The sequence below is a fragment of the Pseudomonas sp. WS 5010 genome (genome assembly GCF_012985565.1).
Classification (GTDB): Bacteria; Pseudomonadota; Gammaproteobacteria; order Pseudomonadales; family Pseudomonadaceae; genus Aquipseudomonas.
The window spans coordinates 71343-95327 of the sequence record NZ_JAAQWQ010000004.1; the positions used below are offsets into that span (position 1 = coordinate 71343).

The following is a 23985-nucleotide window of genomic DNA, read 5'->3' on the forward strand; positions in this document are numbered from 1 at the left end:
CCACCGCAGCTATCAACCAAACAGAGAGAGGCTATCGTGACCCTTCGCACCTATCAGAATCACACGCCAACCCTCGGCGCCGGGGCTTTCGTCGATGCTTCGGCGGTGGTGATCGGCGATGTTCAAATCGGCGCCGACAGCTCGGTCTGGCCTCTGACGGTGATTCGCGGCGACATGCACCGCATCCGCATCGGCGCGCGCACCAGCGTGCAGGACGGCTGCGTGCTGCACATTACCCACGCCGGGCCCTTCAATCCTGACGGTTTCCCGCTGCTGATCGGCGACGATGTGACCATCGCCCACAAGGTCATGCTCCATGGCTGCACCGTCGGCAGTCGTATCCTGATCGGCATGGGCAGCATTGTGATGGACGGCGCGGTGGTTGAAGACGATGTGATCATCGGCGCCGGCAGCCTGGTGCCGCCGGGCAAAAAACTTGAAAGCGGCTTTTTGTATGTGGGCAGCCCGGTTAAACAAGTCCGCGCGCTTTCTGACAAGGAACGCGCCTTTTTCACCTACAGCGCAACGAACTACGTGAAGCTCAAGGACCTGCACCTGGCAGAAGGATTCGACCGATGACCCTGGATTACCAAACCGTCCTGTTTGACCTGGACGGCACCCTGACCGATCCACGGGAAGGCATCACCCGCTCGATCCAGTACGCCTTGGCCAAGCTGGGCATCGATGAGCCGGACCTGACCAAGCTCGAACACTTTATCGGCCCGCCGCTGCTGCAAGCCTTTATGCAGTTCTACGATTTCGACGAGGCGCGGGCCTGGGAGGCGGTGAATTTCTATCGCGAGCGCTTCAAAGTCACCGGGCTCTATGAAAACCGGGTGTTCGATGGGGTCATGCCGTTGCTGGAGGAGCTCAATGCCCAGGGTCGCCAACTGTATGTGGCCACCTCCAAACCGTGGGAATTTGCCCGGGAGATCGCCCGGCATTTCGATTTCGCCAAGCACTTCAAGGTGATTTACGGCAGTGAATTGGACGGTACCCGCACCAACAAGGTCGAGCTGATCGCCCATTTGATGCGCGAGGAAGGCCTGGATCCGGCCAGTACCTTGATGATCGGCGACCGCAAGCACGACCTGATCGGCGCACGTAGCAACGGGCTGGATGCAGCGGCGGTGGGGTATGGGTTTGGTAGTTTTGCAGAGTTGAATGCTGAAGCGCCGCGCTGGCATTTTGAGACGCTGGAGGAGATGCATCAGGCGTTTTTGCGGCGGGCTTGAGACCGCTATCGCGGGCAGGCCCGCTCCCACATTGGACGGTGTTCACACATCAACATGTGGGAGCTGGCTTGCCTGCGATGAGGCCCTAAACGTCACCGCTTACCAACTGCCGCAACGCTAATTTGCGCTGTTCCACCGGCAAGCGCCCCAACTGCTCCACGGCGCCGTAGAACCTCAGCCAATCCCCGCCCTCCCGGCGAAACAACGCCGCAAACGCCGGTACCCACTGGTCATACAGCCCAAACGGCAACAACCGCGCATTGTTCATCGGCTGATTGACCCAGGCGTCATAACGCGGGTCGCCGCCCCACTGGCTGTCGCGCATCTGCCGATACTCACGGCGCAAGCGCTCGAACTCGGCCGCCTTGGCCTGGCGCATCGCAACTGCGGCCAACGGCTGCGCATACAGGCGCTCCAGGCGACTGCGGGTGTCGAGGATCAGTTGGATAAACTGGTCGCGCTGCTTCAACGTCGATTCGCTCGCAGGCGCCAGGCCACGGGCCGCGCGCCATTGCCGGGTGCCTTCCTGCTCGACGAAGGTGGCAAACGACTCATTGAACTCCGTGTCGTCCTTCACATAAAAACGCTGGTGCGCCAGCTCGTGAAAAATCACCGTGGCCAGGCGCTCATCACCCCAACGCATCATCGAACTCATGATCGGGTCATTGAACCAGCCGAGGGTGGAATAGGCCTCGACGCCGCCAATCGACACATCCATGCCACGCAGTTGCAACAACGCAGCCTCGCCCCGGGCCGCGCCCTGAGTGTAATAACCGCGATAGGCCACGCAGCCGGCAATCGGGAAGCAATGGGTCTGGGGTAACAAAGAAAACTCTGATGTAGCAAAGACATTCCAGACTACGTACGGCCGGCCGATATCGGCGTAAAGGCGGTAGCTCTGGTTGTCGGGCAAATGCAACTGTTGGCTGGCAAAGGTGCGTGCCTTCTGGGATTGCGCCAAATGCTCACGCAACACTTGCGGGCGCGTCGGATCGGCGATCACCTTGGCCACCGGCTCCCGCGCCTGCAGCAGCTGCCATTGGCCGCTGGCCAACTGGCTGTAATAGCTGACACTGGAACAGCCACCGAGCAATAGGCACGTCAGCCCCGCCAATAAATGCCGCACCATCTCAAACCGCTCCACAATCTTTGGCCCGCCAGACTAACTGGCTGGCAGGGGTTATGCTCATACCATTCCTACGGTTGAGTGCCCACTATGCGTCAGCTCTTGCTTCCCTTGGCGGCGATTTTTCTCAGCGCCTGCGCCTCCACCCCGATCCCGCCAGCCGACCCGCAACAGGCCTGGGTCGATTTTGCCACCCCGACCCCAGGCGCCAAGCTGGTCATGGCGCAACGCCTGGACGGCAAAGCCCTTGACGATGGGCGCTACTTCCAGGTGCCAGCGGGCAGCCACGAGTTGATGGTGCGTTTTGATTTTGAAGTGTATGCCGGCGCAGGCCTGGGTGGCGGGCTGAACCAGCCCCAGGAGCGCACCTGTTTTATCACCCTGCAATACGACCAGTTCCAGGCCGGCCAGCGCTACCGCCTGGAAGGGCGCTCGCTGGGCTTCACCCCGAATATCCGGCTGTATGACGCCCAGCGTCAGTTGCTGGCCGAGGAACGCAGCGTCAACTGCATTCCCTGATCAGTCATCGTTGCGCTGGTAGATGATGCGCTTGGTGCCGTTTTCGCAGGAGCCGACGATCATGGCTTCGTCATGATTCTTGGCTTCTTCGGCGGTGATGATTTCCAGGGTGTAGGACGGGATTGCCTTGGCCTGTAGGCCGACTTCAATCTCTTTCCTGAGCTCTTCACAGTCTTTGGGCGCGGCCATTGCCGATGTGGCCAAAACACCGCAGATAATCGCCAAGGCAAAACGTTTCATGTGTGAAGCTCCCTAAATGCGCTGCGCACGGGTGTGCGCCAAAGGCTGCATGGGTATGAGACCACATTTGCGAAACGCGAGTTCTGATTTAACGCAGAACAAAATGTGGGGGCGAGCAAGCCCGCTCCCACATTGGACCTGCGCAGATCAGTTGACGAGGGTGCCATCCAGGGTGATGTTGGCGTTCAGCACCTTGGATACCGGGCATCCTTCCTTGGCCTTCTTGCTCAGTTCATCGAACTGCGCCTGGCTCGCGCCGGGGATCTTGGCCTTGAGGATCAGGTGGACTGCGGTGATCGCAAAACCACCGTCCACCTGGTCCAGGGTCACTTCGGCCTGGGTGTCGATACTGTCAGCCTTGAGGCCGGCATCGCCAAGAATCATGGAAAAGGCCATGGAGAAGCAGCCGGCATGGGCCGCGCCGATCAGTTCTTCAGGGTTGGTACCCTTGCCACCTTCGAAACGTGCCTTGAAGCCGTAGGGGGCTTCGCGCAATACGCCGGTTTCGGTCGAGATCGAGCCCAGACCGGTTTTCAGGTCGCCTTCCCAGTGTGCGGAGGCTTTTTTCACGATACTCATAGCGTTCTCCCAAGCAGTGGTTGTGCATCAGTAAGGTTCTGAGGATAGAACCTCTGGCAAAGTTCACCCTGTCGGAAAAACCAAGCGGGCAAGTAGGAAATTTCATGTCCGCTATTGAATCTCGGGTATATGCCCTCATTGCATAGGGCATGCACATGAAGCGGCAGGTTTTGGTTCGTCACAAGCCTGCGCCCCTATGGAGAAGCAGGCTTATGAAACCACTGTCCGATGTGAAGTTCTCGACCCTCGACCTGGTACCGGTGCGCGCCAATGGCAGCCCGGCGCAGTCGTTGCGCAATTCCCTGGACCTGGCCCAGCACGTGGAAAAGCTCGGCTACACCCGCTTCTGGGTGGCCGAGCACCACAATATGGATGGCATCGCCAGCTCCGCGACCTCGGTGCTGCTCGGCTACCTGGCCGGTGGCACTTCGACTATCCGGGTCGGCGCAGGCGGCGTGATGCTGCCCAACCATGCGCCACTGGTGATCGCTGAACAGTTCGGCACCCTGGAAAGCCTGTACCCCGGCCGGATCGACCTGGGCCTGGGCCGCGCACCCGGCTCAGACCAGATGACCGCCCGCGCCCTGCGCCGCGAACGCTCCGGCAGCGCCGATGACTTCCCGGAAGATGTGGCCGAGTTGATGGCCTATCTGGGCCCGCGCACCCCCGACCAACGGGTGATCGCCGTACCGGGCACCGGCACCAACGTCCCGGTGTGGCTGCTCGGTTCCAGCCTGTTCAGCGCCCAACTGGCCGGCGAGCGCGGTTTGCCCTACGCCTTCGCCTCCCATTTCGCACCGCGCATGATGCATGAGGCGATTCGCGTCTATCGCAATCACTTCAAGCCTTCGGCAGTGCTCGACAAGCCGTATGTGATGCTCGGTGTGCCGCTGGTGGCCGCTGATACCGATGAGCAGGCCAATTACCTGGCCACCTCGGTCTACCAGCGAATTCTCGCGCTGATGCGTGGGCAAAGCCTGGTGCAACGCCCGCCGGTCGACAGCATGGACGGCCTGTGGCTGCCCCACGAGAAGGACGCGGTAGGCAGTTTCCTAGGCCTGGCGATGGTAGGCAGCCCGGCGAAGATTCGCGCCAAACTGGAGGTGTTGATCGAGCAGACGGGCGCCGATGAGCTGATCTTTACCTGCGACCTGTACGAACATGCTGATCGGATTCATTCCTATGAGCTACTGGCCCAGGTGATGAAGGGCTGATCGGCGGGGATAAAAAAACCGACGCTCTGGCGTCGGTTTTTATGTCTGCCGCACGGGATCACCTGCGGTTGTAGACGATTTCCTTGGTACCACCTTCGCAACTGCCGACCACTTCGCCGTTGGTTGCGCTGCCTTTTTCGACAATTTCCAGGGTGTACCCGGACGCACCATTGGCCTGGATCTTGGCGTCGATTTCGCTTTTCAGCTCACCACAATCCTTGCCAGCCGCCAGGGCTGTACCTGCCAGGCTCAACAAACCTACCGCTAACAGAAACTTTTTCATCCGTTACTTTCCTTGCGCTGATCAAAAAATGTACGCCGACGCATAGGGCATCGGCGCCCAAAGGGTGTAGCGCAGGTTATGGCAATCGGCCAGCGTGCAAGTTCAACCAACCCCGTCAACTATTGGCAATACGAAAGCCCACCTTGAGTGTCACCTGGAAGTGCGCGGCCTTGCCGTCCTTGATGTGGCCACGGGTTTCGGTGACCTCAAACCACTCCAGGTGCTTGATGCTCTTGCTGGCCTCGGCCAGCGCATTGTTGATGGCGTCCTCGATGCTGGTTGGGGACGAGCCCACCAGTTCGACTTTCTTGTAGGTGTGATGATCAGTCATGAGTGTTCTCCTGGGTCGATTAATGAAGCCTAGCAGTGATTCTTCTTACTGCTTCTGGCGACTCTTCTCACTTGAAAGTTCAGATTTACTGCACTTTCTGAAACCCCCGCAGTCGGAATCAACACACGTTACTCATTCACTCCAGGAGAGCCCACATGGCCAACACCTCTTTACGCAAAGCGTCATTGGAAAGCATGGAAGCCGAGATTTCGAGCCTGCTCAAATCCCTTGAGAGCCTCAAGGACGATGCGTCTGACGAGTCGCGCAAAACCCTGAAGGCCCTCAAAAGCAATGCCGAGAATGCCCTCAAGCACTCCCGCCACTTGATCAGCGACGCCTACGAAGAAAGCAAAGTGAAAATCCGCGAAACCGGGGCTGCCACCCGTGACTACGCACAGGAGCACCCTTGGACCACCGCCGGTGTTGCCGTTGGCGCACTGGGCCTGCTGGCGGCTTACCTGCTGTGCAAACGCGGTGACTAAACCGGCTGGCGCGCAAGCTCAGCCTTGAGCCATTGCGCCAGCTGCCGGGCGCGCCCATCCGCGGCGCGCTTGGGTAGCCACAACGCCAGTTGCGCCGGGGTTTGACTAAAACCCCATGGCGCAACCAGGCGACCGGCGCGCACGTCCTCCGCCACCAGCGGTTGCGGTGCGATCGCCACCCCAAGGCCAGCCACGGCCGCCTCCAGCAAATAATACAAATGCTCAAACCCCTGGCCGTACTTCAATGCGCCGGGCTCGATGCCATGGTGCTGTGCCCAATTGGGCCAGGCTTGCGGGCGCGAAGTGGTGTGCAACAGGGCTTCGCCCAGCAGGGCTTGGGCGGGTGCCTGGCGCAGGGCTTGGTAGTGGGCAAAGTGCGGGCTCATCACCGGGCCAATCCGCTCGCTCGCCAGCTCGTAGACCTGCATATCCGCAGGCCACGGCGGCTCGGCAAACAGCAGCAGGGCGTCCAGGCCCGGGCGCCTTGGATCAAGGTCGCCTTCGCCCGCCGATAGATGCAGGCGCAAATCCGGCAAGTCGGCATTCAAGCGCCCCAGGCGCGGAATAAACCAACGCGCCAGCAGACTGCCGGAGCAGCCAAGGACAAACGGCGCGTCGGCGCTGCTTTGGGTCAACTCCCCGCACACATCCCGCAGACGCTCGAACGCCTCGAAGCTGGCATCGCGCAGCCGCACGCCGGAATCTGTGAGTTTAATGCCGCGTCCATCCTTGACGAAAAGACTCACCCCAAGGTGTTCTTCCAACACTTTCAGTTGTCGGCTGACCGCACCGTGGGTCACATGCAATTGCTCGGCTGCCTGGCTGACGCTGTTGAGGCGGGCGGTGGCTTCAAATGCACGCAGGGCATTAAGCGGCGGAAGATCTCGGCTCATCTGTGAGTTTTCCTGACAGGTTGCGGCGATCTTATCGGTTTTCACGGTCCGGCGTCAGGGGTAGAGTGGCCGTCATTGCCTCTCCCAACTTTCTTCCTGGAGCGCACCATGACTCAGTCCCAGACCGATTTACGCAACGGCCCTGACGCCAACGGCCTGTTTGGCGCGTTCGGCGGCCGCTACGTGGCGGAAACCCTGATGCCGTTGATCCTCGACCTGGCCCGCGAATACGAAGCGGCCAAGATAGATCCGGCCTTCAACGAAGAACTGGCCTACTTCCAGCGCGACTATGTCGGACGCCCAAGCCCGCTGTACTTTGCCGAACGCCTGACCGAGTTCTGCGGCGGCGCCAAGATCTACCTCAAGCGCGAAGAGCTCAACCACACCGGCGCGCACAAGATCAACAACTGCATCGGCCAGATCCTGTTGGCGCGGCGCATGGGCAAGAAACGCATCATCGCCGAGACCGGCGCCGGCATGCACGGCGTGGCCACCGCCACCGTCGCCGCGCGGTTTGGCCTGCAATGTGTGATCTACATGGGCACCACTGATATCGAGCGCCAGCAGGCCAACGTGTTCCGCATGAAGCTTTTGGGCGCCGAAGTGATCCCGGTGGTGGCCGGCACCGGCACCCTCAAGGACGCGATGAACGAAGCCCTGCGCGACTGGGTGACCAACGTCGACAGCACCTTCTACCTGATCGGCACCGTGGCCGGCCCGCACCCGTACCCGGCCATGGTCCGCGACTTCCAGGCCGTGATCGGCAAGGAAACCCGTACCCAGTTACAAGCCCAGGAAGGCCGCCTGCCCGACAGCCTGGTGGCGTGCATCGGCGGTGGCTCGAATGCCATGGGCCTGTTCCACCCGTTTCTCGATGACACCAGTGTCCAGATCATTGGCGTTGAAGCCGCCGGCTACGGCATCGAGACCGGCAAGCACGCGGCCAGCCTCAATGGCGGCGTACCAGGCGTGCTGCACGGTAACCGCACCTTCCTGTTGCAGGACGACGACGGCCAGATCATCGACGCCCACTCGATTTCCGCGGGCCTCGACTACCCCGGCATCGGTCCTGAGCATGCGTGGTTGCACGATATCGGCCGCGTCCAATACACCTCGGTAACTGACGACGAAGCCCTCGACGCCTTTCACAAATGCTGCCGCCTGGAAGGGATTATTCCTGCACTGGAAAGCGCCCACGCCCTGGCCGAAGTGTTCAAGCGCGCACCGAGCCTGCCCAAGGATCACCTGATGGTGGTCAACCTGTCGGGCCGTGGCGACAAGGACATGCAGACCGTGATGCACCATATGGAACAGTCTCAGCAGGAGAAACACTAAATGAGCCGCCTGCAAACCCGCTTTGCGCAACTCAAGGAACAAAACCGCGCCGCCCTGGTGACCTTCGTCACCGCCGGCGACCCGGGGTATGACACCTCCCTGGCGATCCTCAAGGGCTTGCCGGCAGCCGGCGCCGATGTGATCGAACTGGGCATGCCCTTTACCGATCCAATGGCCGACGGTCCGGCGATCCAACTGGCCAATATCCGCGCGTTGGGCGCCAAGCAGAACCTGCTGAAAACCCTGCAGATGGTGCGCGAGTTCCGCCAGGGCAACAGCGATACGCCGCTGGTGCTGATGGGCTACTTCAACCCGATCCACATGTACGGCGTGCCGCGCTTTATCCATGACGCAAAAGAGGCCGGCGTGGACGGCCTGATCGTGGTCGACATGCCGCCGGAACATAACAGCGAACTGTGCGACCCGGCCCAGGCCGCAGGCATCGACTTTATCCGCCTGACCACGCCCACCACCGACGATGCGCGCCTGCCCACCGTGCTCAACGGCAGCTCCGGGTTTGTGTACTACGTGTCGGTGGCCGGCGTGACCGGTGCCGGTGCCGCCACCCTGGAACACGTGGAAGAGGCCGTCGACCGCCTGCGCCGGCACACCGACCTGCCGATCAGCATCGGCTTCGGCATCCGCACCCCGGAACAGGCCGCCGCCATCGCCCGCCTGGCGGACGGTGTGGTGGTGGGGTCGGCGCTGATCGACCACATCGCCAATGCCAGCAACGACCAGCAAGCGATTGATGGGGTGTTGAGCCTGTGTGCAGCGCTGTCGGAAGGTGTGCGTAACGCCCGTAAATAAACGCCCCCCTTGTAGGAGCGAGCCAAGCTCGCTCCTACAACAGCTTTATTCCTTCAGCTCGATCCGCTCGACCTTACCCACCAGCAGTATGTAAGACAGCGCCCCCAGCAGCGCCAGCACCGCAATGTAGGTAATCGCCGGCGCAAACGAGTCGCCCGTGGCCAGAAAGCCAATGACGATAGGCGTGGTGATCGCCGCCAGGTTGCCGATGAAGTTGAACACCCCACCCGTCAACCCCAACAGCCGCGCCGGCGCCAGTGTCGAGACCAGCGACCAGGTGATCGACGCCAGGCCGTTGCCGAAGAACGCCACCGCCAGGAATGCAATCACCAGTGGCGTGGAATCCACGAAGTTGGCGCCGATGATTGCCGTGGAGATCAGCAGGCCACTGATGATCGGCAATTTGCGCGCAAACCCCACCGAGGCGCCACGGCGGATCAGCCAGTCGGAAAACAGCCCGGAACACAACACCCCGACAAACGCCGCGAGAAACGGCAGCGAGGCAAGCAGGCCGGACTTGATGAAGTCCATGCCGCGATATTTCACCAGATAGGTTGGGAACCATGTCAGGAAAAACCACAGGGTCGAGTTCAGGCAGAACTGGCCCAGGTAGATGCCCCACAGCTTGCGTTTGGTCAGCACGATGCCCAGGTCGACCCAACTGAAAGGCGCCTTGCGCTTGGCGGTTTGTGCATCCAGGTCCACCAGGCCGCCGCCTGCGCGGATCAACTCGATTTCTGCGCTGTTGACCCCTTTGAAATCCCGCGGCTCGCGGTACACCGCGTACCACACCAGCGCCCAGAGGATGCCCACCGCGCCGGTGCTGATAAACACCATGTGCCAGCCATAGTGATGCTGCAACCACGCCAGTACCGGGGTAAGGAACGCCAGCCCGACGAACTGCCCGGACGTGTAGAAACCAATGGCCGTGGCGCGCTCACGCTCGGGAAACCAGCTGGTGACGACCCGACTGTTGATCGGATAAGCCGGCGCTTCCAGGGCACCCACCGCCATGCGCAACACAAACAGCGCGATAAAGCTTGCGGCAAACCCCAGCATCACCGTGGCAATCGACCACAACAGCAAGGCCACGGTGTACAAAATGCGCGGTGGCACCCGGTCCACCAGCCAGCCGCCGGGGATTTGCATGGCGGCGTAGGTCCAGCCGAACGCCGAGAAAATCAGCCCCACATGCACCGGGTCGATCCCCAGCTCGCTGGTCAGGGCCGGCGCGGCAATCGACAGGTTGCTGCGGTCCAGGTAGTTGATCACCACCGTGATAAACAGCAGGACCATGATGAAGTAACGCTTGCGGCTGGGCGTGACGAGGGACGCCTGGCCGGTGAGGGTTTCAGGGTGCATGGGGGGAGCCTCTTATTATGTTTATTGAGGTCGGTTAACGGCTACCGGGTTGAAAGTGGGAGCTGGCTTGCCTGCGATGGCGGCGGAACATTCAACATTGCTATCGCAGGCAAGCCAGCTCCCACACTGACCGCGTTCCGTCAGGTGACAATCACCACTCGGCAAAACTGCCATCGGCATGCCGCCAGATCGGGTTGCGCCAGCGGTGACCAATGGCCGCGCGCTCGATCACGTATTCCTCGTTGATCTCAATCCCCAGCCCCGGCCCGTTGGGGATTTTCACAAAGCCCTGGTCGTAGTCGAAAACCCCCGGATCGCGCACGTAGTCGAGCAAATCGTTGCTCTCGTTGTAGTGAATGCCCAGGCTTTGTTCCTGGATAAACGCGTTGTAGCAAACCGCATCCAGTTGCAGGCACGCCGCCAGGGCAATCGGGCCCAGCGGGCAGTGCAGGGCCAGGGCCACGTCGTAGGCTTCGGCCATGTTGGCGATCTTGCGGGTTTCGGTGATGCCGCCGGCGTGGGACGCATCCGGCTGGATGATGTCGACGTAACCTTCACTGAGCACACGCTTGAAATCCCAGCGTGAGAACAGCCGCTCGCCCAGGGCAATCGGGGTGCTGGTCAAAGGCGCCAGTTCCTTGAGCGCTTCGTAGTTTTCGCTGAGCACCGGTTCTTCGATAAACATCAGCTTGTACGGGTCCAGCTCTTTCATCAGCACCTTGGCCATGGGCTTGTGTACGCGGCCATGGAAGTCCACGCCAATGCCGACATTCGGGCCGACCGCGTCGCGCACGGCGGCCACGTTGGCCAGGGCCTGGTCGACCTTGTCGAAGGTGTCGAGAAATTGCAGCTCCTCGGTGCCATTCATCTTCACCGCCGTAAACCCCCGGGCCACGGCTTCCTTGGCCGCACGGGCGGTGTCGGCCGGGCGGTCGCCGCCGATCCACGAGTAGACGCGGATCTTGTCCCGCACCTGGCCGCCCAGCAGGTCGCTGACCGACACGCCGAGGGCCTTGCCCTTGATGTCCCACAACGCCTGGTCGATCCCGGCCAGGGCGCTCATATGAATCGCGCCGCCCCGGTAGAAGCCGCCGCGATACAGCACGGTCCAGATATCTTCGATATTGCGTGGGTCTTTGCCGATCAAGTAGTCGGACAATTCCTCGACCGCCGCCGCCACGGTGTGGGCGCGGCCTTCAACCACGGGCTCGCCCCAACCGGTTACACCCTGGTCGGTTTCCACTTTGAGGAAGCACCAGCGCGGCGGCACGATAAAGGTGGTCAGTTTGGTGATTTTCATCTTCTTATCTCTCTTGTCGGATGCGGCGCCTGAGGCGCCAGGCACACTCAGTTCAAGGCATTCCAGGCAGCGACATACGCCTGGGCACGGCTCGCCACCTGCTCGACCGTCATGCCGGGCTTGAACAGCCCGGAGCCCAGGCCAAAGCCCTTGACCCCGGCGTCGACGAACACTTGCATGTTGTCCGGGGTAATCCCGCCCACCGGCAGCAGGACCGTGCCGGCCGGCAACACCGCCAGCCAGGCCTTGACCACCGCCGGGCCCATTTGCTCGGCCGGGAACAGCTTGAGCACATCGGCCCCTTCGGCCAGGGCGGCGAAGGCTTCGGTGGGCGTCGCGACCCCGGGCGACAGGTACAGGCCCGCAGCTTTTGCGGCACGCAGCACCTTGGCATCGCTGTGGGGCATGACGATCACCTGGCCACCCGCCGCCTTCACCCGCTCCACCTGCTCGGGCGTCAGCACGGTGCCAGCGCCGATCAGGCAGTCGGCGGGCAACGTCTCACGCAGGGTGCGGATGCTGGTGTAGGGATCTGGCGAATTGAGCGGCACTTCGATCACCCGGAACCCGGCCTGGTACAGCACCTGGCCGACAGCGCCAGCCTCATCCGGGCGCAGGCCCCGCAGGATCGCGATCAAACCGTTGTGTGTGAGTGCTTGCTTGAGCATGTCAGGCCTCGATTGCAGGTTGAATGAGCCCGGCGGCCAGCGCCAGTTGCCACAGGCCGCGCTCGGTCGCTGCTTGCGCGAGGCTGACGTGGTGCAAACCACACAGGGCGAGGGCACGTTGGTAGCGGGCGCAGAGGGCGGCGGCGCCCACCAGGATGATCGGCGTGTGGCGCGCACGGTCGGGCAAGCCGGCCAGTTCATGGCCGATCAGCAGGCCGGACAGGTAGTCGGGCTGCTGCTCAGGAGTCAGTTCTGCGGTCAACCCCAGGGTGCGCGCGCTGAACAGGGTCGACAGCACACCGCGCCGGCCATCCTCTGAAAGTGCCACGCGCACACCCCGGTCAAAGGCGTCGGCCTGAAACTGCCCGGCGATCTTTTGCGTACGCCCCAGAATGCTGTGCGTGCTCAGCACCGCGAACAGTTCGCCGGTCATGAAGGTGTCGAAGTGGGTGATGCGGCCTGCGACCACCTCGACCCATTTGGAATGGCTGCCGGGCAGGCCGATCAATAATTCAGCGCTGGCTGGCAGGCTTTGCAGCACGCCGAGCACCTGGGTTTCTTCACCGCGCATCACGTTGGGTAAACCGACCTGCTCGATCACACCGGGCACGATATGCACATCCACACCGCGCAAACTGCGCACCTTGTGCAGCGCCAAGCCCAGGCTGGCGACGTCAACCGGCGTCTTGCGATAGGCCGCCTCACCCCACCCCTGGGCGCTGCCGACCATGCCGCAGGCTATCACCGGCAGCTCGGGCTGGGCGTCGAGCCAGTCGCCGCACGCGGTATCAAAGGCCAGCTCAAACCCATCGCTGCAATGAACACCACCGATCAATCGCGGTGCACTGGGCAAATGCATGATCCCCGACGCCAGCGAGCGCTGTTCGAGGACCTGGCCACCTGGGCCGAGCTTATAGGCACGAAGGGAACTGGTTCCCCAATCGAGCGCGATCAATTGCGCCGGCATCGCTTCACCTGGAATGTGGCAGATGGCCGACTATAAACCTAAGGCTGAAAATATCTCAATATATAAATATCAATCCCATATAGTGGAACAACCCAGAAAAAATCCCCACGTCCCTGTGCTGTTCTTCGCACCAGAACGTGAGGACTTAACTGACAGCAACTGGTTAAAAAATCGACAAATCCAACGGCCGCATGGCGCCCATCCAGATCGCATAGTCGGTGTGATCCTTCAGGTCATCGCCGGTATCCGGGTGCAGAAACACCACCAACCCGTTGCGGTTGAGCGCCAGCCACGGCAGCGCCACGCCGATGTACTCGGGGTCGAACGCCAGCTGGCAGCTCCAGTCCGGATGCGGGCCCACCGGGCGCTCGTGCATGCGCCCCATGCGCACCGGGAAGATGGCCGCCGCGTCTTCGCAGAGCTTGCGCGCCTGGTCGAGGGTGCTGGCGTCGAAGTAGATATGGGCGTGGTAGCCCTTGATACGTTGCATGACTGGCTCCGGACTCGTTGATCGGCCGATCCTAGACCGCAATCGACGGCAGGGCCAGCCCGGCCAGGGACTGCGCGCTGCTGGCCTGCTCGGCCGCCAGCCAGTCGACAAACCGTTCGATCAACTGCCCGCGCCGTTTGCGCTGGGGCAACACCACGTAATAACCAAAGCGCGAGATCACCGTGTCGCCAATCGGCCGGCACAGCCATTTCTGCTCCAGCAGGTTATCCACCAGATGGCGCCAGCCGATGGCCACGCCCTGGCCGGCAATCGCCGCCTGGATCAACAGGGTGTAATTGTCGAAACGCAGCAGGCCGGGGGTCGGTGCGGCGGTGATGCCCAGTTCGCGAAACACCCCGTTCCAGTCGAACCACTGGCTGTTTTCCTGGCGCAGGTGCAATAGCGGCAGCTCCTGCAGGCTTTCTAGCGACAGCGGCGCGGCGCGGCCCTTGAGCAGTTGCGGGCTGCACACCGGGAACACTTCCTCGTTGAACAACCACTGGCTGTGGCCCTGGCGAAAACGCCCATCGCCAAACAACACCGCCACATCGATGTCACTGCGCAAGGCCGCGTGGTTGCGCTCGCTGGTGACCAGGCTCACATCCACTTGCGGGTTGGCCTCATGAAAACGATGCAGTCGCGGCATCAGCCAGTAGGCGGCAAAGGCGAAGTCGGTCGCCACTTGCAACACTTCGTGCTGGTCCTGCTCCGTGATTAGCCCCAGGCCCGCATCAATGCTCTGCAATCCGGCCTGGACGTGCACGAACAACAGCAGGCCCGCGTCAGTCAATTCGATGCCGCGGTAGATACGGTCGAACAGGCGTACTGCCAGCTGTTCTTCCAGGCGCTTGATCTGCTGGCTGACGGCCGGCTGGGTGGTGCCCAGCTCCATCGCAGCCGCTGTAAAGCTGCGATGACGGGCGGCGGCTTCAAAGGCGCGCAACAGATCCAGCGACAGGTTTCCCAGGGCTTTATACATAAGCGGTGCTTATCCTAGACATTGCTTTTCATGGGCTTTACCACGGTTTCCATGGCCTGCATGCTCAATCGCATAAACACTGACTATGGAATGCCGAGAGACCATGAAGCGCAAGAACATTCTTTTCATCATGGCCGATCAAATGGCCGCGCCGTTGCTTCCGTTCTACGGCCCTTCGCCGCTCAAACTGCCCAACCTCAGCCGCCTGGCCGCACAAGGTGTGGTGTTCGACGCCGCGTACTGCAACAGCCCGCTGTGTGCGCCGTCGCGTTTTACCCTGGTCAGCGGCCAGTTGCCGAGCAAGATCGGCGCCTACGACAACGCGGCGGATTTCCCCGCCGATGTACCGACCTATGCCCACTACCTGCGCCGCCTCGGCTACCGCACGGCGCTGTCGGGCAAGATGCACTTTTGCGGGCCGGACCAGTTGCACGGCTATGAAGAGCGCCTCACCAGCGATATCTACCCCGCCGACTACGGCTGGGCGGTGAACTGGGATGAGCCCGACGTGCGCCCCACCTGGTATCACAACATGTCGTCGGTGCTGCAAGCCGGCCCGTGTGTGCGCACCAACCAGCTGGATTTCGACGAAGAGGTGGTGTTCAAGGCCCAGCAGTACCTGTTCGACCATATTCGCGAGGACGGCGACCAGCCATTCTGCCTCACGGTTTCCATGACTCACCCCCACGACCCGTACACCATTCCCAAACCGTTCTGGGATCTGTACGACGACAATGACATCCCAATGCCTACAACGCCGGCCCAGGCCGACCTGGACCCGCATTCCCAGCGCCTGCTCAAGGTCTACGACCTGTGGGACAAGCCGCTGCCTGTGGATAAGATCCGCGATGCGCGGCGCGCTTACTTCGGAGCGTGCAGCTACATTGACAGCAACGTCGGCAAACTCCTGCAAACCCTGCAGGACACAGGCCTGGCCGAGGACACCATCATCGTGTTCTCCGGCGACCACGGCGACATGCTCGGCGAGCGGGGGCTCTGGTACAAAATGCACTGGTTTGAAATGGCCGCGCGGGTGCCGCTGCTGGTCAGTGCACCGGGGCAATTCAAGGCCGGGCGGGTGAGTGCGGCGGTGTCCACCGCCGACCTTCTGCCGACCCTGGTGGAGCTGGCCGGCGGCGAGCTGGACCCCAACCTACCGCTGGACGGCCGCTCACTGGTCCCGCACTTGCAAGGGCAGGGCGGGCATGACGAGGTGTTCGGCGAGTACATGGCCGAAGGCACTATCGGCCCATTGATGATGATTCGCCGGGAGGCCTACAAATTCATCTACAGCGAGGACGATCCTTGCCTACTGTTTGATGTGCACCACGACCCACGTGAGCAAGAAGAACTCAGTCAGTCGCCGGCCCATCGTGCGTTGTTCGAGGCGTTCCTGGCCGAAGCGCGGGCCAAGTGGGACATGCCGGCGATCCACCAGCAAGTGCTCGCCAGCCAACGCCGTCGGCGCCTGGTATGCGAGGCGCTGGCGGTGGGCAAACTCAAGAGCTGGGATCACCAGCCGCTGGTAGACGCCAGCCAGCAGTACATGCGCAACCATATCGACCTCGACGATCTGGAGCGCAAGGCCCGTTATCCACAACCCTGCCAAAACCAATAAATCAGTGAGGGGAAGGCCATGCAAAAGTTATCCACAATCGTGAGTGCAGTGTTGTTGCTCAGTGCCACCCATGCGTATGCCGACACCCGTTGCGAGACGGTAAAGATGGCCGACCCCGGCTGGAGCGACATTGCCGCCACCAATGCCATCGCCGGTGTTTTGCTCAGCGGCATGGGCTACAAGGCCAAGATCGATACCCTGGCGGTGCCGATCACGTTTGGCGGGCTCAAGGACGGCCAGGTGGATGTGTTTCTGGGCAACTGGATGCCGGCGCAGCAGGGCTTCTATGACAAGTTCGTGGCCAATGGCGATGTGGTGCAACTGGCGAAAAACCTCGAGGGCACCCAGTTCACCCTCGCGGTGCCGGACTATGTGTGGGAGGCCGGTGTGCGTGACTTTGCCGACCTGAACAAATTTGCCGACAAGTTCGACAAAAAGATCTACGGCATCGGCTCCGGCGCGCCGGCCAACCTGTCGCTGCAGGAGATCATCAAGAAAAACGACTTCGACCTCGGCCAGTGGAAGCTGATCGAATCCAGCGAACAGGCGATGCTCGCCGAAGTGTCCAGGGCGGTGAAGCGCGAGCGTTTCGTCACCTTCCTGGGCTGGACACCGCACCCGATGAACGTGCAGTTGAAGATGCGTTACCTCAAGGGCGGCGAAAAATACTTCGGCGACACCGGCAATGTGTACACCCTGACCCGCAAAGGTTATGCACAGGCCTGCCCGAATGTGGCCAGACTGCTGACCAACCTTACGTTTACCCAGGATATGGAAAACAGCATCATGGCCGAGGTGGTGAACAACAAGGTCAGCAATGCTGACGCGGCGAAGGCATGGATCAAGGCCAATCCGGCGGTTTTGGACAAGTGGCTGGAGGGGGTTGAAACCCTCAATGGCCAGGATGCATTGGCGGCGGTCAAAGCCAAACTCTAAATATTGCCCTGATTCCTACAGGTCTTCCTATCACCCTGTAGGAGCCGGCTTGCCGGCGAAGAATTCGAAAACGCCGCGTTTTTTCAGGCAACCCGCGTTATCGTTATCCATCTTCGCGAGCAAGCTCGCTCCTACAGTATTTCGAGCGATCCATGTCCCGGCCCCACACTCTGCTCCCATTCCTGCGCTGGCTGCCACGCCAGACCCGCGCCAGCGTCGGCCGGGATGCGCTGGTCGGCCTCAGCGGCGCGGTGCTGGCCTTGCCGCAATCGATCGCCTACGCCCTGATCGCCGGCCTGCCCCCCGAATACGGCCTGTATGCGGCGATCATCCCGGTGCTGATTGCCTGCCTGTGGGGTTCGTCCTGGCATTTGATCTGCGGCCCGACGGCGGCAATTTCCATCGTGCTCTACGCCAGCATCAGCCCGCTGGCGGTGCCTGGCTCCCAGGACTACATCACCCTGATCCTGCTGCTGACCTTGCTCGCCGGCGTATTCCAATGGCTGTTGGGCATGTTGCGCTTTGGCGCGCTGGTCAATTTCGTCTCCCATTCCGTCGTCCTCGGCTTCACCCTCGGCGCGGCGGTGGTCATCGCCCTGGGCCAGTTGCCCAACCTGCTGGGGCTCGACCTGCCCAGCCAGGCCACGGCCATCAACAGCCTGCTGGCGCTGATCGACCATGGTGGCGAGTGGGATCGTCCGTCACTGGCCCTTGGCCTGGGCACCTTGCTGGTGGGCGCGCTGCTTAAATACTGCGTGCCGCGCTGGCCAAGCCTGTTGATTGCCCTGGCAGTAGGCAGCCTGGCGGCGTGGGCGTGGCCGGCGATGTTCGGGCATGTGGCGCGGGTCAGCTCATTTGTTGGCCAACTGCCGCCGTTCAGCCCGTTGCCGCTGGACCTGGACATGGTCCTGCGCCTGCTACCCAGCGCCGTGGCGGTGGGCATGCTGGGGCTGGTGACCAGCCTGTCGATTGCCCGCTCGCTGTCGGCGCGCTCGCAACAGTTGCTCGACGCCAACCAGGAAGTACGCGCCCAGGGTTTATCCAATATCGTCGGCGGATTTTTCTCCGGCTACCTGTCGGCCGGATCCTTCACCCGCTCGGGCCTGAGTTACGAGGCGGGCGCCTGTTCGCCGCTGGCGGGGGTGTTTTCGGCGTTGTGGGTCGCACTGTTTGCGCTGTTTGGTGCGGCGGTGATTGCGCACATCCCGATCCCGAGCATGGCCGCCAGCATCCTGCTGATCTGCTGGGGCCTGGTGGATCATCGGGGCATCCGCGCGCTGTGGCGGGTCAGCCGTGCAGAGTGTGTGGTGATGGGCCTGACGTGCCTGGCCACCTTGCTGCTGGAGCTGCAAACGGCGATCTATGCCGGGGTGCTGGCATCGCTGTTCTTCTACCTCAAGCGCACCTCGCAGCCACGGGTGCAGCAATGGCGCGATGGGGACGACGATGTGCTGCGGGTCGGTGGCTCGATCTTCTTTGGCGCCAGCCATTACCTGCAAATGCGCTTGCAGCGCCTGCAAGGCCAGCGGGTGGTGATCGAGGCGCAGCAGATCAACTTTATCGACTATTCCGGGGTGGAGATGCTGCACCAGGAAGCGCGACGGTTGCAGGGGTTGGGACGCAGCCTGACGCTGCGCCGGGCGCGGCCGCAAGTGGTGGAGGAGTTGAGGAAGCTGGAAGGGGCGGACAAATGCCCGATCCTTTTCGAAGACTGACACGGTCAAAACCTGTAGGAGCTGGCTTGCCTGCGATAGCGGTGTATCAGTGGCGCATCCGGCGCTGACCCAGCGCTATCGCAGGCAAGCCAGCTCCTACATTTGACCTTCAGTGGCCTGCCAACTGCCGACGTAACTCGGCCAGCACCGGCGCCGAATCCGGCCGTACACCGCGCCACAGGTAGAAGGCTTCCGCCGCCTGCTCCACCAGCATGCCCAAGCCATCCATCGCCACCGCCGCAGCGTGTTCAGTGGCCCAGCGGCAGAAGGCGGTCGGCTCCTTGGCGTACATCATGTCGTAGCAAAAGGTCTTGCCCGGTTCAATCAGGCTGCTGGCAATCGGCGGTACATCGCCTGACAGGCTCGCGGAGGTGGCGTTGATGATCAGGTCCACCGGTTCACTCAGCCAGTCGAAACCGCTGGCGGAGACCGGCCCCAGGTCATCGAACAGTTCGGCCAGCCGCTCGGCCTTTTCCACGGTGCGGTTGGCGATGATCAGCGAGGCGGGCTGTTGCGCCAGCAGTGGCTCCAGTGCACCGCGCACTGCGCCGCCGGCACCGAGCAGCAGGATGCGCTTGCCGGCCAGGCTCAGGCCGGCGTTGACGGTCAAGTCGCGCACCAGGCCGGCGCCATCGGTGTTATCACCCAGCAGGCTGCCATCGGCCAGCTTGCTCAGGGTGTTCACCGCGCCTGCGCGTTGCGCGCGCTCGGTCAGGGCATCGGCCAGGCGGTAGGCCTCTTCCTTGAAGGGAACGGTGACGTTGGCACCGCGCCCATGCAGGAAAAATTCCTGAGCACAGCCGGTGAAATCCTCGAGCGGCGCCAGCAGGGTGCTGTAGTCCAGCGCCTGGCCGGTCTGCTCGGCAAACAGGCGATGGATCAGCGGCGATTTGCTGTGGCCGATAGGGTTGCCGAACACCACATAACGATCCATCAGCTGGCCACCTGGGGCGCAGCAAGGCCGAGCCAGTCACGGTCTTGCAGGAAGTAGTCGGTCAGGCGCGCTTCTTCGCTGCCGGCAGCGGCCTTCCAGTCATAGCTCCAGCGCACTTGCGGGGGCAACGACATCAGGATCGACTCGGTACGCCCGCCCGATTGCAGGCCAAACAGCGTGCCACGGTCATAAACCAGGTTGAATTCCACGTAGCGCCCACGGCGAAACTCCTGGAACTGGCGTTGCTGCTCGGTATAAGCCATTGCCTGGCGGCGCTGGACGATCGGCAGGTAAGCGTCGATGTAGGCGTCGCCAATCGCTCGGATAAAGGCGAAGCAGGTGTCGAAGTCCCACTCGTTCAAATCATCGAAGAACAGGCCGCCAATACCCCGGGGCTCGTTGCGATGCTTGATATGGAAGTAGCTGTCGCACCAAGCCTTGTAGCGCGGGTAAACGTCCGCGCCAAAGGGCGCGCAGGCCTGCTCGGCCACGCGGTGCCAGTGGATGCAGTCTTCTTCGTTGGCGTAGTAGGGCGTCAGGTCGAAGCCGCCCCCGAACCACCACACCGGCTCTTCACCGTCTTTCTCGGCGATGAAAAATCGCACGTTGGCGTGGGACGTTGGCACATGGGGGTTATGCGGGTGGATCACCAGCGACACGCCGAGGGCTTCAAAACCACGACCGGCGAGCTCCGGGCGGTGGGCACTGGCGGACGGTGGGAGGCCGCTGCCAAAGACGTGGGAAAAGTTGACGCCGCCTTTCTCGATCACGGTCCCGTTCTCGATCACCCGCGTGCGGCCACCGCCACCAGCTGGGCGGGTCCAGGCGTCTTCGATAAAGCGTGTATACGCCTCGAAGGTTTCCAGGGCACTGCAAATGCGGTCTTGCAGGTCGAGCAGGTAGGCTTTTACAGCCTCGGTGCGGGTAGTCATGGCATCACCTTGAATCGGGCAAAGCTACGCGAGGCCATTGGGCGTCGGCGGCAAAGGGGCGCACAGGATACCACCGCGCCGGGCACTGCCACAGTTGACGAAGGTCAAGCATAGGAGTCCGATAGGAGCCTTTCGCGAAACAGACTTGAGGACAGAACAGATGGCCAAACGTATCCAGTTCAGCGCCCATGGCGGCCCCGAAGTACTTGAGTATGTGGACTACACACCCGTGGAGCCCGGCCCACAGCAGGTTCGGGTGCGGAACAAGGCCATTGGCCTGAACTTCATCGACACCTATTACCGCAGCGGTCTGTATGCACCGCCAGCCTTGCCCTCGGGCCTGGGCGCGGAGGGCGCTGGCGTGGTGGATGCGGTGGGCAGCGCAGTCACTCAATTCAAGGTCGGCGACCGCGTGGCCTACGGCAGCGGCCCGCTGGGTGCCTACAGCGAACTGCATGTGTTGCCAGCGGCCAACCTGGTGCACCTGCCGGACGCGATCAGCTTCGAACAAGCGGCTGGCGCCATGCTCAAGGGCCTGACCGTGCAGTACCTGCTGCGCCAGACCTATGAGTTGCAAGGCGGTGAAACCATCCTGTTCCACGCCGCTGCAGGTGGCGTCGGTTCCCTGGCCTGCCAATGGGCCAAGGCCCTGGGCGTGAAGCTGATCGGTACGGTCAGTTCGCCGGAAAAAGCCGCCCTGGCCAAATCCCTCGGCGCCTGGGAAACCATCGACTACAGCCAGGAAAATGTCCCACAGCGGGTGCTGGAACTGACCGACGGCAAAAAATGCCCGGTGGTGTACGACGGTGTCGGCAAGGACACCTGGCTCGCCTCGCTGGACAGCGTGGCGCCCCGTGGCCTGCTGGTGAGTTTTGGCAATGCCTCGGGCGCGGTGGACGGGGTGAACCTGGGGATTCTGGCGGCGAAAGGCTCGCTGTACGTGACCCGGCCGACGCTGGCGACCTACGCCAACAATCCGCAGAACCTGCAGGCCATGGCCGATGACCTGTTTGGCATGATCGCAAGCGGCAAGGTGCGCATTGATATCAACCAGCGCTTTTCGTTGGCGGATGCGGCGAAGGCGCAGGTGGAGTTGTCGGGGCGGCGGACGACGGGGTCGACCATTCTGTTGCCTTGAGATCTCGGTGGTTTGGCAGACCGCTATCGCGGGCAAGCCCGCTCCCACATTCGACCGATTTCCAGCATGGGAATGCGCTCGAATGTGGGAGCGGGCTTGCTCGCGATGGCCACGCCTGGGTCTCAGGACGGGCGCCGAACCTCGCCCGTCGCCAGGTCCCGAATCAAACTCGGGTTCTTGCGCCCACCCAGGCTACCGCCCAGCACCAAATCCACCTGCCCACGGAAATACTGCTCCACCCGGATCCGCGTGCGCGCTGCCGGCCGGCCTTGCGGGTTGGCCGAGGTGGAAATCAACGGGCCCACCAATGCACACAAATCCCGCACCAGCGGATGATCACTGACCCGCAATGCCACGGTGTCGTGCTTGCCGGTAATCCACTCAGGCAGCAGGTCCTGATGGGGCACCAGCCAGGTATTGGGTCCCGGCCAGGTACTGGCCATGCGGTCGATCCAGGTGTCCGGGAAGTCTTCGAACAGAAAATCGAACTGCCGGATATTGTCGGCGACCAGGATCAAGCCCTTGTCCACCGAGCGGCCCTTGATCGCCAGCAAGCGCTCCACCGCCTCTTCGTTCCACGGGTCGCAGCCCAGGCCCCACACCGCCTCGGTCGGATAGGCAATCACCGCGCCTGCGCGAATTTCTCGTGCGGCTTCTTGCACACGCCACCTGTTGACCATTACTCACTCTCCGGACTAAAGCTCTGCGCAGTTTACCGATCTTCGTTACAAAACCTAACTGCGCGCGAGCCAGCGGCCACTTTCGCAGATCACCCGGCCTTCCAGCTCCAGTTCGGTGAGGCTCGCCAACACCTGGGACAGGCTCTGCCCGCTGGCGATGGCCAGGCCTTCGCTGGTGTGGGGCGCGGCGTGCAGCAACGCCAGCAGCGGATGGGTCACCGGCACCGGCGCGGGCCGCGACAACGCCTGCCAGCCGCGCAGCCCCTCCAGGATGTGCTCGATGGTCTCCACCAGCACCGCCCCCTCACGGATCAGTTGGTGACAACCCCTGGCCCCCGGGTGATGAATCGACCCCGGTATGGCGTACACCTCGCGGCCCTGCTCGGCCGCCAGCCGCGCGGTGATCAGCGAACCGCTGGCCACGCTGGCTTCCACCACCAGCACGCCCAGGGACAGGCCACTGATGATGCGGTTGCGTCGCGGGAAGTTGCCGGCCTGGGGCCCGGCGTCCAGCGGGAACTCGGAAACCACCGCGCTGCCCTGGGCAATCATCGCCTCGGCGAGCCGGCGGTGGCGCTGTGGATAAAAATTTTCCAGGCCGGTGCCCAACACCCCGATTGTCTGCCCCCCGACATCTAATGCCGCCTGGTGCGCCGCCCCATCGATGCCCAGGGCCAGGCCGCTGGTGATCACAAAACCGGCGCCCGCCAGGCTGCGGGAAAAGGCCGCCGCCGTATCCATTCCGGGTCGGGAAGCACGGCGGCTGCCGACCATGGCCAGCTGCGGTTTTTCCAGGATGGCGGGATTGCCGGCGACGAATAACAAGGGTGGCGCATCGCCCAACTCGGCCAGCAGGGCCGGGTAGTCGGGCTGGTCCCACATCAGCAAATGTTGGGCCGGATGCTCAAGCCAAGCCAATGCGACGCTGGCGCCATCACGCACTTGCACGCTGCGCCGGGCTTCGGCGCAGGCGGCCGGCAACCCCAGGGAGCGCCAGGCACTGGCCGGTGCGCCGATGGCTTTCGAGGCGCAACCAAAGGCCTCGATCAACGTCTTGAAACGCCTGGGCCCCAGCTCCGGCATGCGGTGCAAACGCAGGCGGGCTTCGAGCTCGGCAGGGGAAATATCTGCAGTAGGGATTGCTGACATATGATCATCCTTGATCAGGAACAAGCTGTGGATAACTCTGTTGGTAACTTATTTAGCAGGCTAATTATTG

The 23985-nt window shown here is 62.3% G+C and carries 27 protein-coding genes; 11 read left to right on the top strand and 16 right to left on the bottom strand.

Translation table 11 applies throughout. From position 1 onward, the window contains the following. The first annotated feature begins 36 nt into the window (after nucleotides 1-36). Complete coding sequence (locus HBO11_RS13420) at nucleotides 37-579, top strand: gamma carbonic anhydrase family protein (protein ID WP_169954097.1); 543 nt, start codon at nucleotides 37-39, stop codon at nucleotides 577-579. Then, the gene (locus HBO11_RS13425; RefSeq protein WP_169954096.1) at nucleotides 576-1235 is read left to right on the top strand and encodes an HAD family hydrolase; all 660 of its coding nucleotides are present in this window, start codon (nucleotides 576-578) and stop codon (nucleotides 1233-1235) included. Before HBO11_RS13420 ends, HBO11_RS13425 begins: the two co-directional genes overlap by 4 nt. Nucleotides 1236-1320: 85 nt before the next feature. On the opposite strand, the gene HBO11_RS13430 is transcribed toward HBO11_RS13425, so the two are convergent. Further along, entirely contained in the window at nucleotides 1321-2364 is a 1044-nt protein-coding gene (locus HBO11_RS13430; protein ID WP_169954095.1) for an aminopeptidase, read from the bottom strand. 87 nt (nucleotides 2365-2451) lie between these two features. Between HBO11_RS13430 and HBO11_RS13435 the strand changes: the two genes are divergently transcribed. After that, nucleotides 2452-2880, top strand: a complete 429-nt coding sequence (locus HBO11_RS13435; protein ID WP_169954094.1) for a hypothetical protein — start codon at nucleotides 2452-2454, stop codon at nucleotides 2878-2880. Here HBO11_RS13435 and HBO11_RS13440 read toward each other — a convergent pair whose 3' ends face one another. Further along, on the bottom strand, nucleotides 2881-3120 hold the full coding sequence (locus HBO11_RS13440; RefSeq protein ID WP_057439267.1) for a DUF1161 domain-containing protein: 240 nt from the start codon (nucleotides 3118-3120) through the stop codon (nucleotides 2881-2883). A gap of 147 nt (nucleotides 3121-3267) precedes the next feature. Then, nucleotides 3268-3699, bottom strand: coding sequence for an OsmC family protein (locus HBO11_RS13445; protein ID WP_169954093.1), 432 nt, complete (start codon nucleotides 3697-3699; stop codon nucleotides 3268-3270). A gap of 212 nt (nucleotides 3700-3911) precedes the next feature. On the opposite strand from HBO11_RS13445, the gene HBO11_RS13450 reads away from it, so the two are divergent. Continuing rightward, nucleotides 3912-4913, top strand: a complete 1002-nt coding sequence (locus HBO11_RS13450; RefSeq protein ID WP_029290274.1) for an LLM class flavin-dependent oxidoreductase — start codon at nucleotides 3912-3914, stop codon at nucleotides 4911-4913. 58 nt (nucleotides 4914-4971) lie between these two features. On the opposite strand, the gene HBO11_RS13455 is transcribed toward HBO11_RS13450, so the two are convergent. Together HBO11_RS13455 and HBO11_RS13460 are read right to left on the bottom strand one after the other, a co-directional pair. Continuing rightward, a complete protein-coding gene (locus HBO11_RS13455) occupies nucleotides 4972-5196 on the bottom strand; it encodes a DUF1161 domain-containing protein (protein ID WP_169954092.1) in 225 nt (74 codons plus the stop codon). Nucleotides 5197-5311: 115 nt separating this feature from the next. Continuing rightward, complete coding sequence (locus HBO11_RS13460) at nucleotides 5312-5527, bottom strand: dodecin (RefSeq protein ID WP_029290270.1); 216 nt, start codon at nucleotides 5525-5527, stop codon at nucleotides 5312-5314. 155 nt (nucleotides 5528-5682) lie between these two features. Here HBO11_RS13460 and HBO11_RS13465 point away from each other — a divergent pair, with 155 nt between their 5' ends. Continuing rightward, nucleotides 5683-6009, top strand: coding sequence for a DUF883 family protein (locus tag HBO11_RS13465; protein WP_016969656.1), 327 nt, complete (start codon nucleotides 5683-5685; stop codon nucleotides 6007-6009). Here HBO11_RS13465 and HBO11_RS13470 read toward each other — a convergent pair. Beyond that, nucleotides 6006-6902: a LysR family transcriptional regulator gene (locus HBO11_RS13470; RefSeq protein ID WP_169954091.1), complete on the bottom strand. Its 897-nt coding sequence runs from the start codon at nucleotides 6900-6902 to the stop codon at nucleotides 6006-6008. The two genes, HBO11_RS13465 and HBO11_RS13470, sit on opposite strands and share 4 nt — an antisense overlap. Nucleotides 6903-7010: 108 nt before the next feature. Here HBO11_RS13470 and trpB point away from each other — a divergent pair, with 108 nt between their 5' ends. Next, nucleotides 7011-8237: a tryptophan synthase subunit beta gene (trpB, locus tag HBO11_RS13475; RefSeq protein WP_169954090.1), complete on the top strand. Its 1227-nt coding sequence runs from the start codon at nucleotides 7011-7013 to the stop codon at nucleotides 8235-8237. Further along, nucleotides 8238-9047 (top strand): tryptophan synthase subunit alpha, encoded by an 810-nt coding sequence (gene trpA, locus HBO11_RS13480; RefSeq protein WP_169954089.1) that lies wholly within the window; start codon nucleotides 8238-8240, stop codon nucleotides 9045-9047. 45 nt (nucleotides 9048-9092) lie between these two features. On the opposite strand, the gene HBO11_RS13485 is transcribed toward trpA, so the two are convergent. From HBO11_RS13485 to HBO11_RS13510, 6 genes are all read right to left on the bottom strand, one after another. Next, the gene (locus HBO11_RS13485; protein WP_029290257.1) at nucleotides 9093-10409 is read right to left on the bottom strand and encodes an MFS transporter; all 1317 of its coding nucleotides are present in this window, start codon (nucleotides 10407-10409) and stop codon (nucleotides 9093-9095) included. A gap of 151 nt (nucleotides 10410-10560) precedes the next feature. Beyond that, nucleotides 10561-11709, bottom strand: coding sequence for a galactonate dehydratase (gene dgoD / locus HBO11_RS13490; RefSeq protein WP_032857121.1), 1149 nt, complete (start codon nucleotides 11707-11709; stop codon nucleotides 10561-10563). Nucleotides 11710-11756: 47 nt separating this feature from the next. Next, nucleotides 11757-12377 carry a 2-dehydro-3-deoxy-6-phosphogalactonate aldolase gene (locus HBO11_RS13495; RefSeq protein WP_169954088.1) on the bottom strand — a complete coding sequence of 207 codons (621 nt, stop codon included), beginning with the start codon at nucleotides 12375-12377 and terminating at the stop codon, nucleotides 11757-11759. Between the two features lies 1 nt (nucleotide 12378). Beyond that, nucleotides 12379-13344, bottom strand: a complete 966-nt coding sequence (locus HBO11_RS13500; RefSeq protein WP_169954087.1) for a 2-dehydro-3-deoxygalactonokinase — start codon at nucleotides 13342-13344, stop codon at nucleotides 12379-12381. A 163-nt stretch (nucleotides 13345-13507) separates the two neighbouring features. After that, nucleotides 13508-13834, bottom strand: coding sequence for a DOPA 4,5-dioxygenase family protein (locus HBO11_RS13505; protein WP_169954086.1), 327 nt, complete (start codon nucleotides 13832-13834; stop codon nucleotides 13508-13510). A gap of 31 nt (nucleotides 13835-13865) precedes the next feature. Beyond that, the gene (locus HBO11_RS13510) at nucleotides 13866-14813 is read right to left on the bottom strand and encodes a LysR family transcriptional regulator (protein WP_169954085.1); all 948 of its coding nucleotides are present in this window, start codon (nucleotides 14811-14813) and stop codon (nucleotides 13866-13868) included. 103 nt (nucleotides 14814-14916) lie between these two features. On the opposite strand from HBO11_RS13510, the gene betC reads away from it, so the two are divergent. The 3 genes from betC (at nucleotide 14917) to HBO11_RS13525 (ending at nucleotide 19082) form a co-directional block, all read left to right on the top strand. After that, entirely contained in the window at nucleotides 14917-16431 is a 1515-nt protein-coding gene (betC, locus tag HBO11_RS13515) for a choline-sulfatase (protein WP_169954084.1), read from the top strand. An 18-nt stretch (nucleotides 16432-16449) separates the two neighbouring features. Continuing rightward, nucleotides 16450-17367, top strand: a complete 918-nt coding sequence (choX, locus tag HBO11_RS13520) for a choline ABC transporter substrate-binding protein (RefSeq protein ID WP_169954083.1) — start codon at nucleotides 16450-16452, stop codon at nucleotides 17365-17367. Nucleotides 17368-17519: 152 nt separating this feature from the next. Continuing rightward, entirely contained in the window at nucleotides 17520-19082 is a 1563-nt protein-coding gene (locus tag HBO11_RS13525; protein WP_169954082.1) for a SulP family inorganic anion transporter, read from the top strand. A gap of 109 nt (nucleotides 19083-19191) precedes the next feature. On the opposite strand, the gene aroE is transcribed toward HBO11_RS13525, so the two are convergent. After that, nucleotides 19192-20016 (bottom strand): shikimate dehydrogenase, encoded by an 825-nt coding sequence (gene aroE, locus HBO11_RS13530; RefSeq protein ID WP_169954081.1) that lies wholly within the window; start codon nucleotides 20014-20016, stop codon nucleotides 19192-19194. Then, complete coding sequence (hemF, locus tag HBO11_RS13535) at nucleotides 20016-20948, bottom strand: oxygen-dependent coproporphyrinogen oxidase (RefSeq protein ID WP_169954080.1); 933 nt, start codon at nucleotides 20946-20948, stop codon at nucleotides 20016-20018. Before hemF ends, aroE begins: the two co-directional genes overlap by 1 nt. Nucleotides 20949-21108: 160 nt before the next feature. Here hemF and HBO11_RS13540 point away from each other — a divergent pair, with 160 nt between their 5' ends. Continuing rightward, on the top strand, nucleotides 21109-22086 hold the full coding sequence (locus HBO11_RS13540; RefSeq protein WP_169954079.1) for an NADPH:quinone reductase: 978 nt from the start codon (nucleotides 21109-21111) through the stop codon (nucleotides 22084-22086). A gap of 122 nt (nucleotides 22087-22208) precedes the next feature. On the opposite strand, the gene HBO11_RS13545 is transcribed toward HBO11_RS13540, so the two are convergent. Then, nucleotides 22209-22766, bottom strand: a complete 558-nt coding sequence (locus HBO11_RS13545) for an L-threonylcarbamoyladenylate synthase (RefSeq protein ID WP_169954078.1) — start codon at nucleotides 22764-22766, stop codon at nucleotides 22209-22211. A 54-nt stretch (nucleotides 22767-22820) separates the two neighbouring features. Further along, entirely contained in the window at nucleotides 22821-23915 is a 1095-nt protein-coding gene (gene dprA, locus HBO11_RS13550; protein WP_169954077.1) for a DNA-processing protein DprA, read from the bottom strand. Between the last annotated feature and the right edge of the window lie 70 nt (nucleotides 23916-23985).

What these genes read in the sequence shown, in the direction of transcription:
- HBO11_RS13425 (WP_169954096.1), top strand. Translation starts at nt 576, where the DNA reads ATGACCCTGGATTACCAAACCGTCCTGTTTGACCTGGACGGCACCCTG.
- HBO11_RS13430 (WP_169954095.1), bottom strand. Translation starts at nt 2,364, where the DNA reads ATGGTGCGGCATTTATTGGCGGGGCTGACGTGCCTATTGCTCGGTGGC.
- HBO11_RS13435 (WP_169954094.1), top strand. Translation starts at nt 2,452, where the DNA reads ATGCGTCAGCTCTTGCTTCCCTTGGCGGCGATTTTTCTCAGCGCCTGC.
- HBO11_RS13440 (WP_057439267.1), bottom strand. Translation starts at nt 3,120, where the DNA reads ATGAAACGTTTTGCCTTGGCGATTATCTGCGGTGTTTTGGCCACATCG.
- HBO11_RS13445 (WP_169954093.1), bottom strand. Translation starts at nt 3,699, where the DNA reads ATGAGTATCGTGAAAAAAGCCTCCGCACACTGGGAAGGCGACCTGAAA.
- HBO11_RS13450 (WP_029290274.1), top strand. Translation starts at nt 3,912, where the DNA reads ATGAAACCACTGTCCGATGTGAAGTTCTCGACCCTCGACCTGGTACCG.
- HBO11_RS13455 (WP_169954092.1), bottom strand. Translation starts at nt 5,196, where the DNA reads ATGAAAAAGTTTCTGTTAGCGGTAGGTTTGTTGAGCCTGGCAGGTACA.
- HBO11_RS13460 (WP_029290270.1), bottom strand. Translation starts at nt 5,527, where the DNA reads ATGACTGATCATCACACCTACAAGAAAGTCGAACTGGTGGGCTCGTCC.
- HBO11_RS13465 (WP_016969656.1), top strand. Translation starts at nt 5,683, where the DNA reads ATGGCCAACACCTCTTTACGCAAAGCGTCATTGGAAAGCATGGAAGCC.
- HBO11_RS13470 (WP_169954091.1), bottom strand. Translation starts at nt 6,902, where the DNA reads ATGAGCCGAGATCTTCCGCCGCTTAATGCCCTGCGTGCATTTGAAGCC.
- trpB (WP_169954090.1), top strand. Translation starts at nt 7,011, where the DNA reads ATGACTCAGTCCCAGACCGATTTACGCAACGGCCCTGACGCCAACGGC.
- trpA (WP_169954089.1), top strand. Translation starts at nt 8,238, where the DNA reads ATGAGCCGCCTGCAAACCCGCTTTGCGCAACTCAAGGAACAAAACCGC.
- HBO11_RS13485 (WP_029290257.1), bottom strand. Translation starts at nt 10,409, where the DNA reads ATGCACCCTGAAACCCTCACCGGCCAGGCGTCCCTCGTCACGCCCAGC.
- dgoD (WP_032857121.1), bottom strand. Translation starts at nt 11,709, where the DNA reads ATGAAAATCACCAAACTGACCACCTTTATCGTGCCGCCGCGCTGGTGC.
- HBO11_RS13495 (WP_169954088.1), bottom strand. Translation starts at nt 12,377, where the DNA reads ATGCTCAAGCAAGCACTCACACACAACGGTTTGATCGCGATCCTGCGG.
- HBO11_RS13500 (WP_169954087.1), bottom strand. Translation starts at nt 13,344, where the DNA reads ATGCCGGCGCAATTGATCGCGCTCGATTGGGGAACCAGTTCCCTTCGT.
- HBO11_RS13505 (WP_169954086.1), bottom strand. Translation starts at nt 13,834, where the DNA reads ATGCAACGTATCAAGGGCTACCACGCCCATATCTACTTCGACGCCAGC.
- HBO11_RS13510 (WP_169954085.1), bottom strand. Translation starts at nt 14,813, where the DNA reads ATGTATAAAGCCCTGGGAAACCTGTCGCTGGATCTGTTGCGCGCCTTT.
- betC (WP_169954084.1), top strand. Translation starts at nt 14,917, where the DNA reads ATGAAGCGCAAGAACATTCTTTTCATCATGGCCGATCAAATGGCCGCG.
- choX (WP_169954083.1), top strand. Translation starts at nt 16,450, where the DNA reads ATGCAAAAGTTATCCACAATCGTGAGTGCAGTGTTGTTGCTCAGTGCC.
- HBO11_RS13525 (WP_169954082.1), top strand. Translation starts at nt 17,520, where the DNA reads ATGTCCCGGCCCCACACTCTGCTCCCATTCCTGCGCTGGCTGCCACGC.
- aroE (WP_169954081.1), bottom strand. Translation starts at nt 20,016, where the DNA reads ATGGATCGTTATGTGGTGTTCGGCAACCCTATCGGCCACAGCAAATCG.
- hemF (WP_169954080.1), bottom strand. Translation starts at nt 20,948, where the DNA reads ATGACTACCCGCACCGAGGCTGTAAAAGCCTACCTGCTCGACCTGCAA.
- HBO11_RS13540 (WP_169954079.1), top strand. Translation starts at nt 21,109, where the DNA reads ATGGCCAAACGTATCCAGTTCAGCGCCCATGGCGGCCCCGAAGTACTT.
- HBO11_RS13545 (WP_169954078.1), bottom strand. Translation starts at nt 22,766, where the DNA reads ATGGTCAACAGGTGGCGTGTGCAAGAAGCCGCACGAGAAATTCGCGCA.
- dprA (WP_169954077.1), bottom strand. Translation starts at nt 23,915, where the DNA reads ATGTCAGCAATCCCTACTGCAGATATTTCCCCTGCCGAGCTCGAAGCC.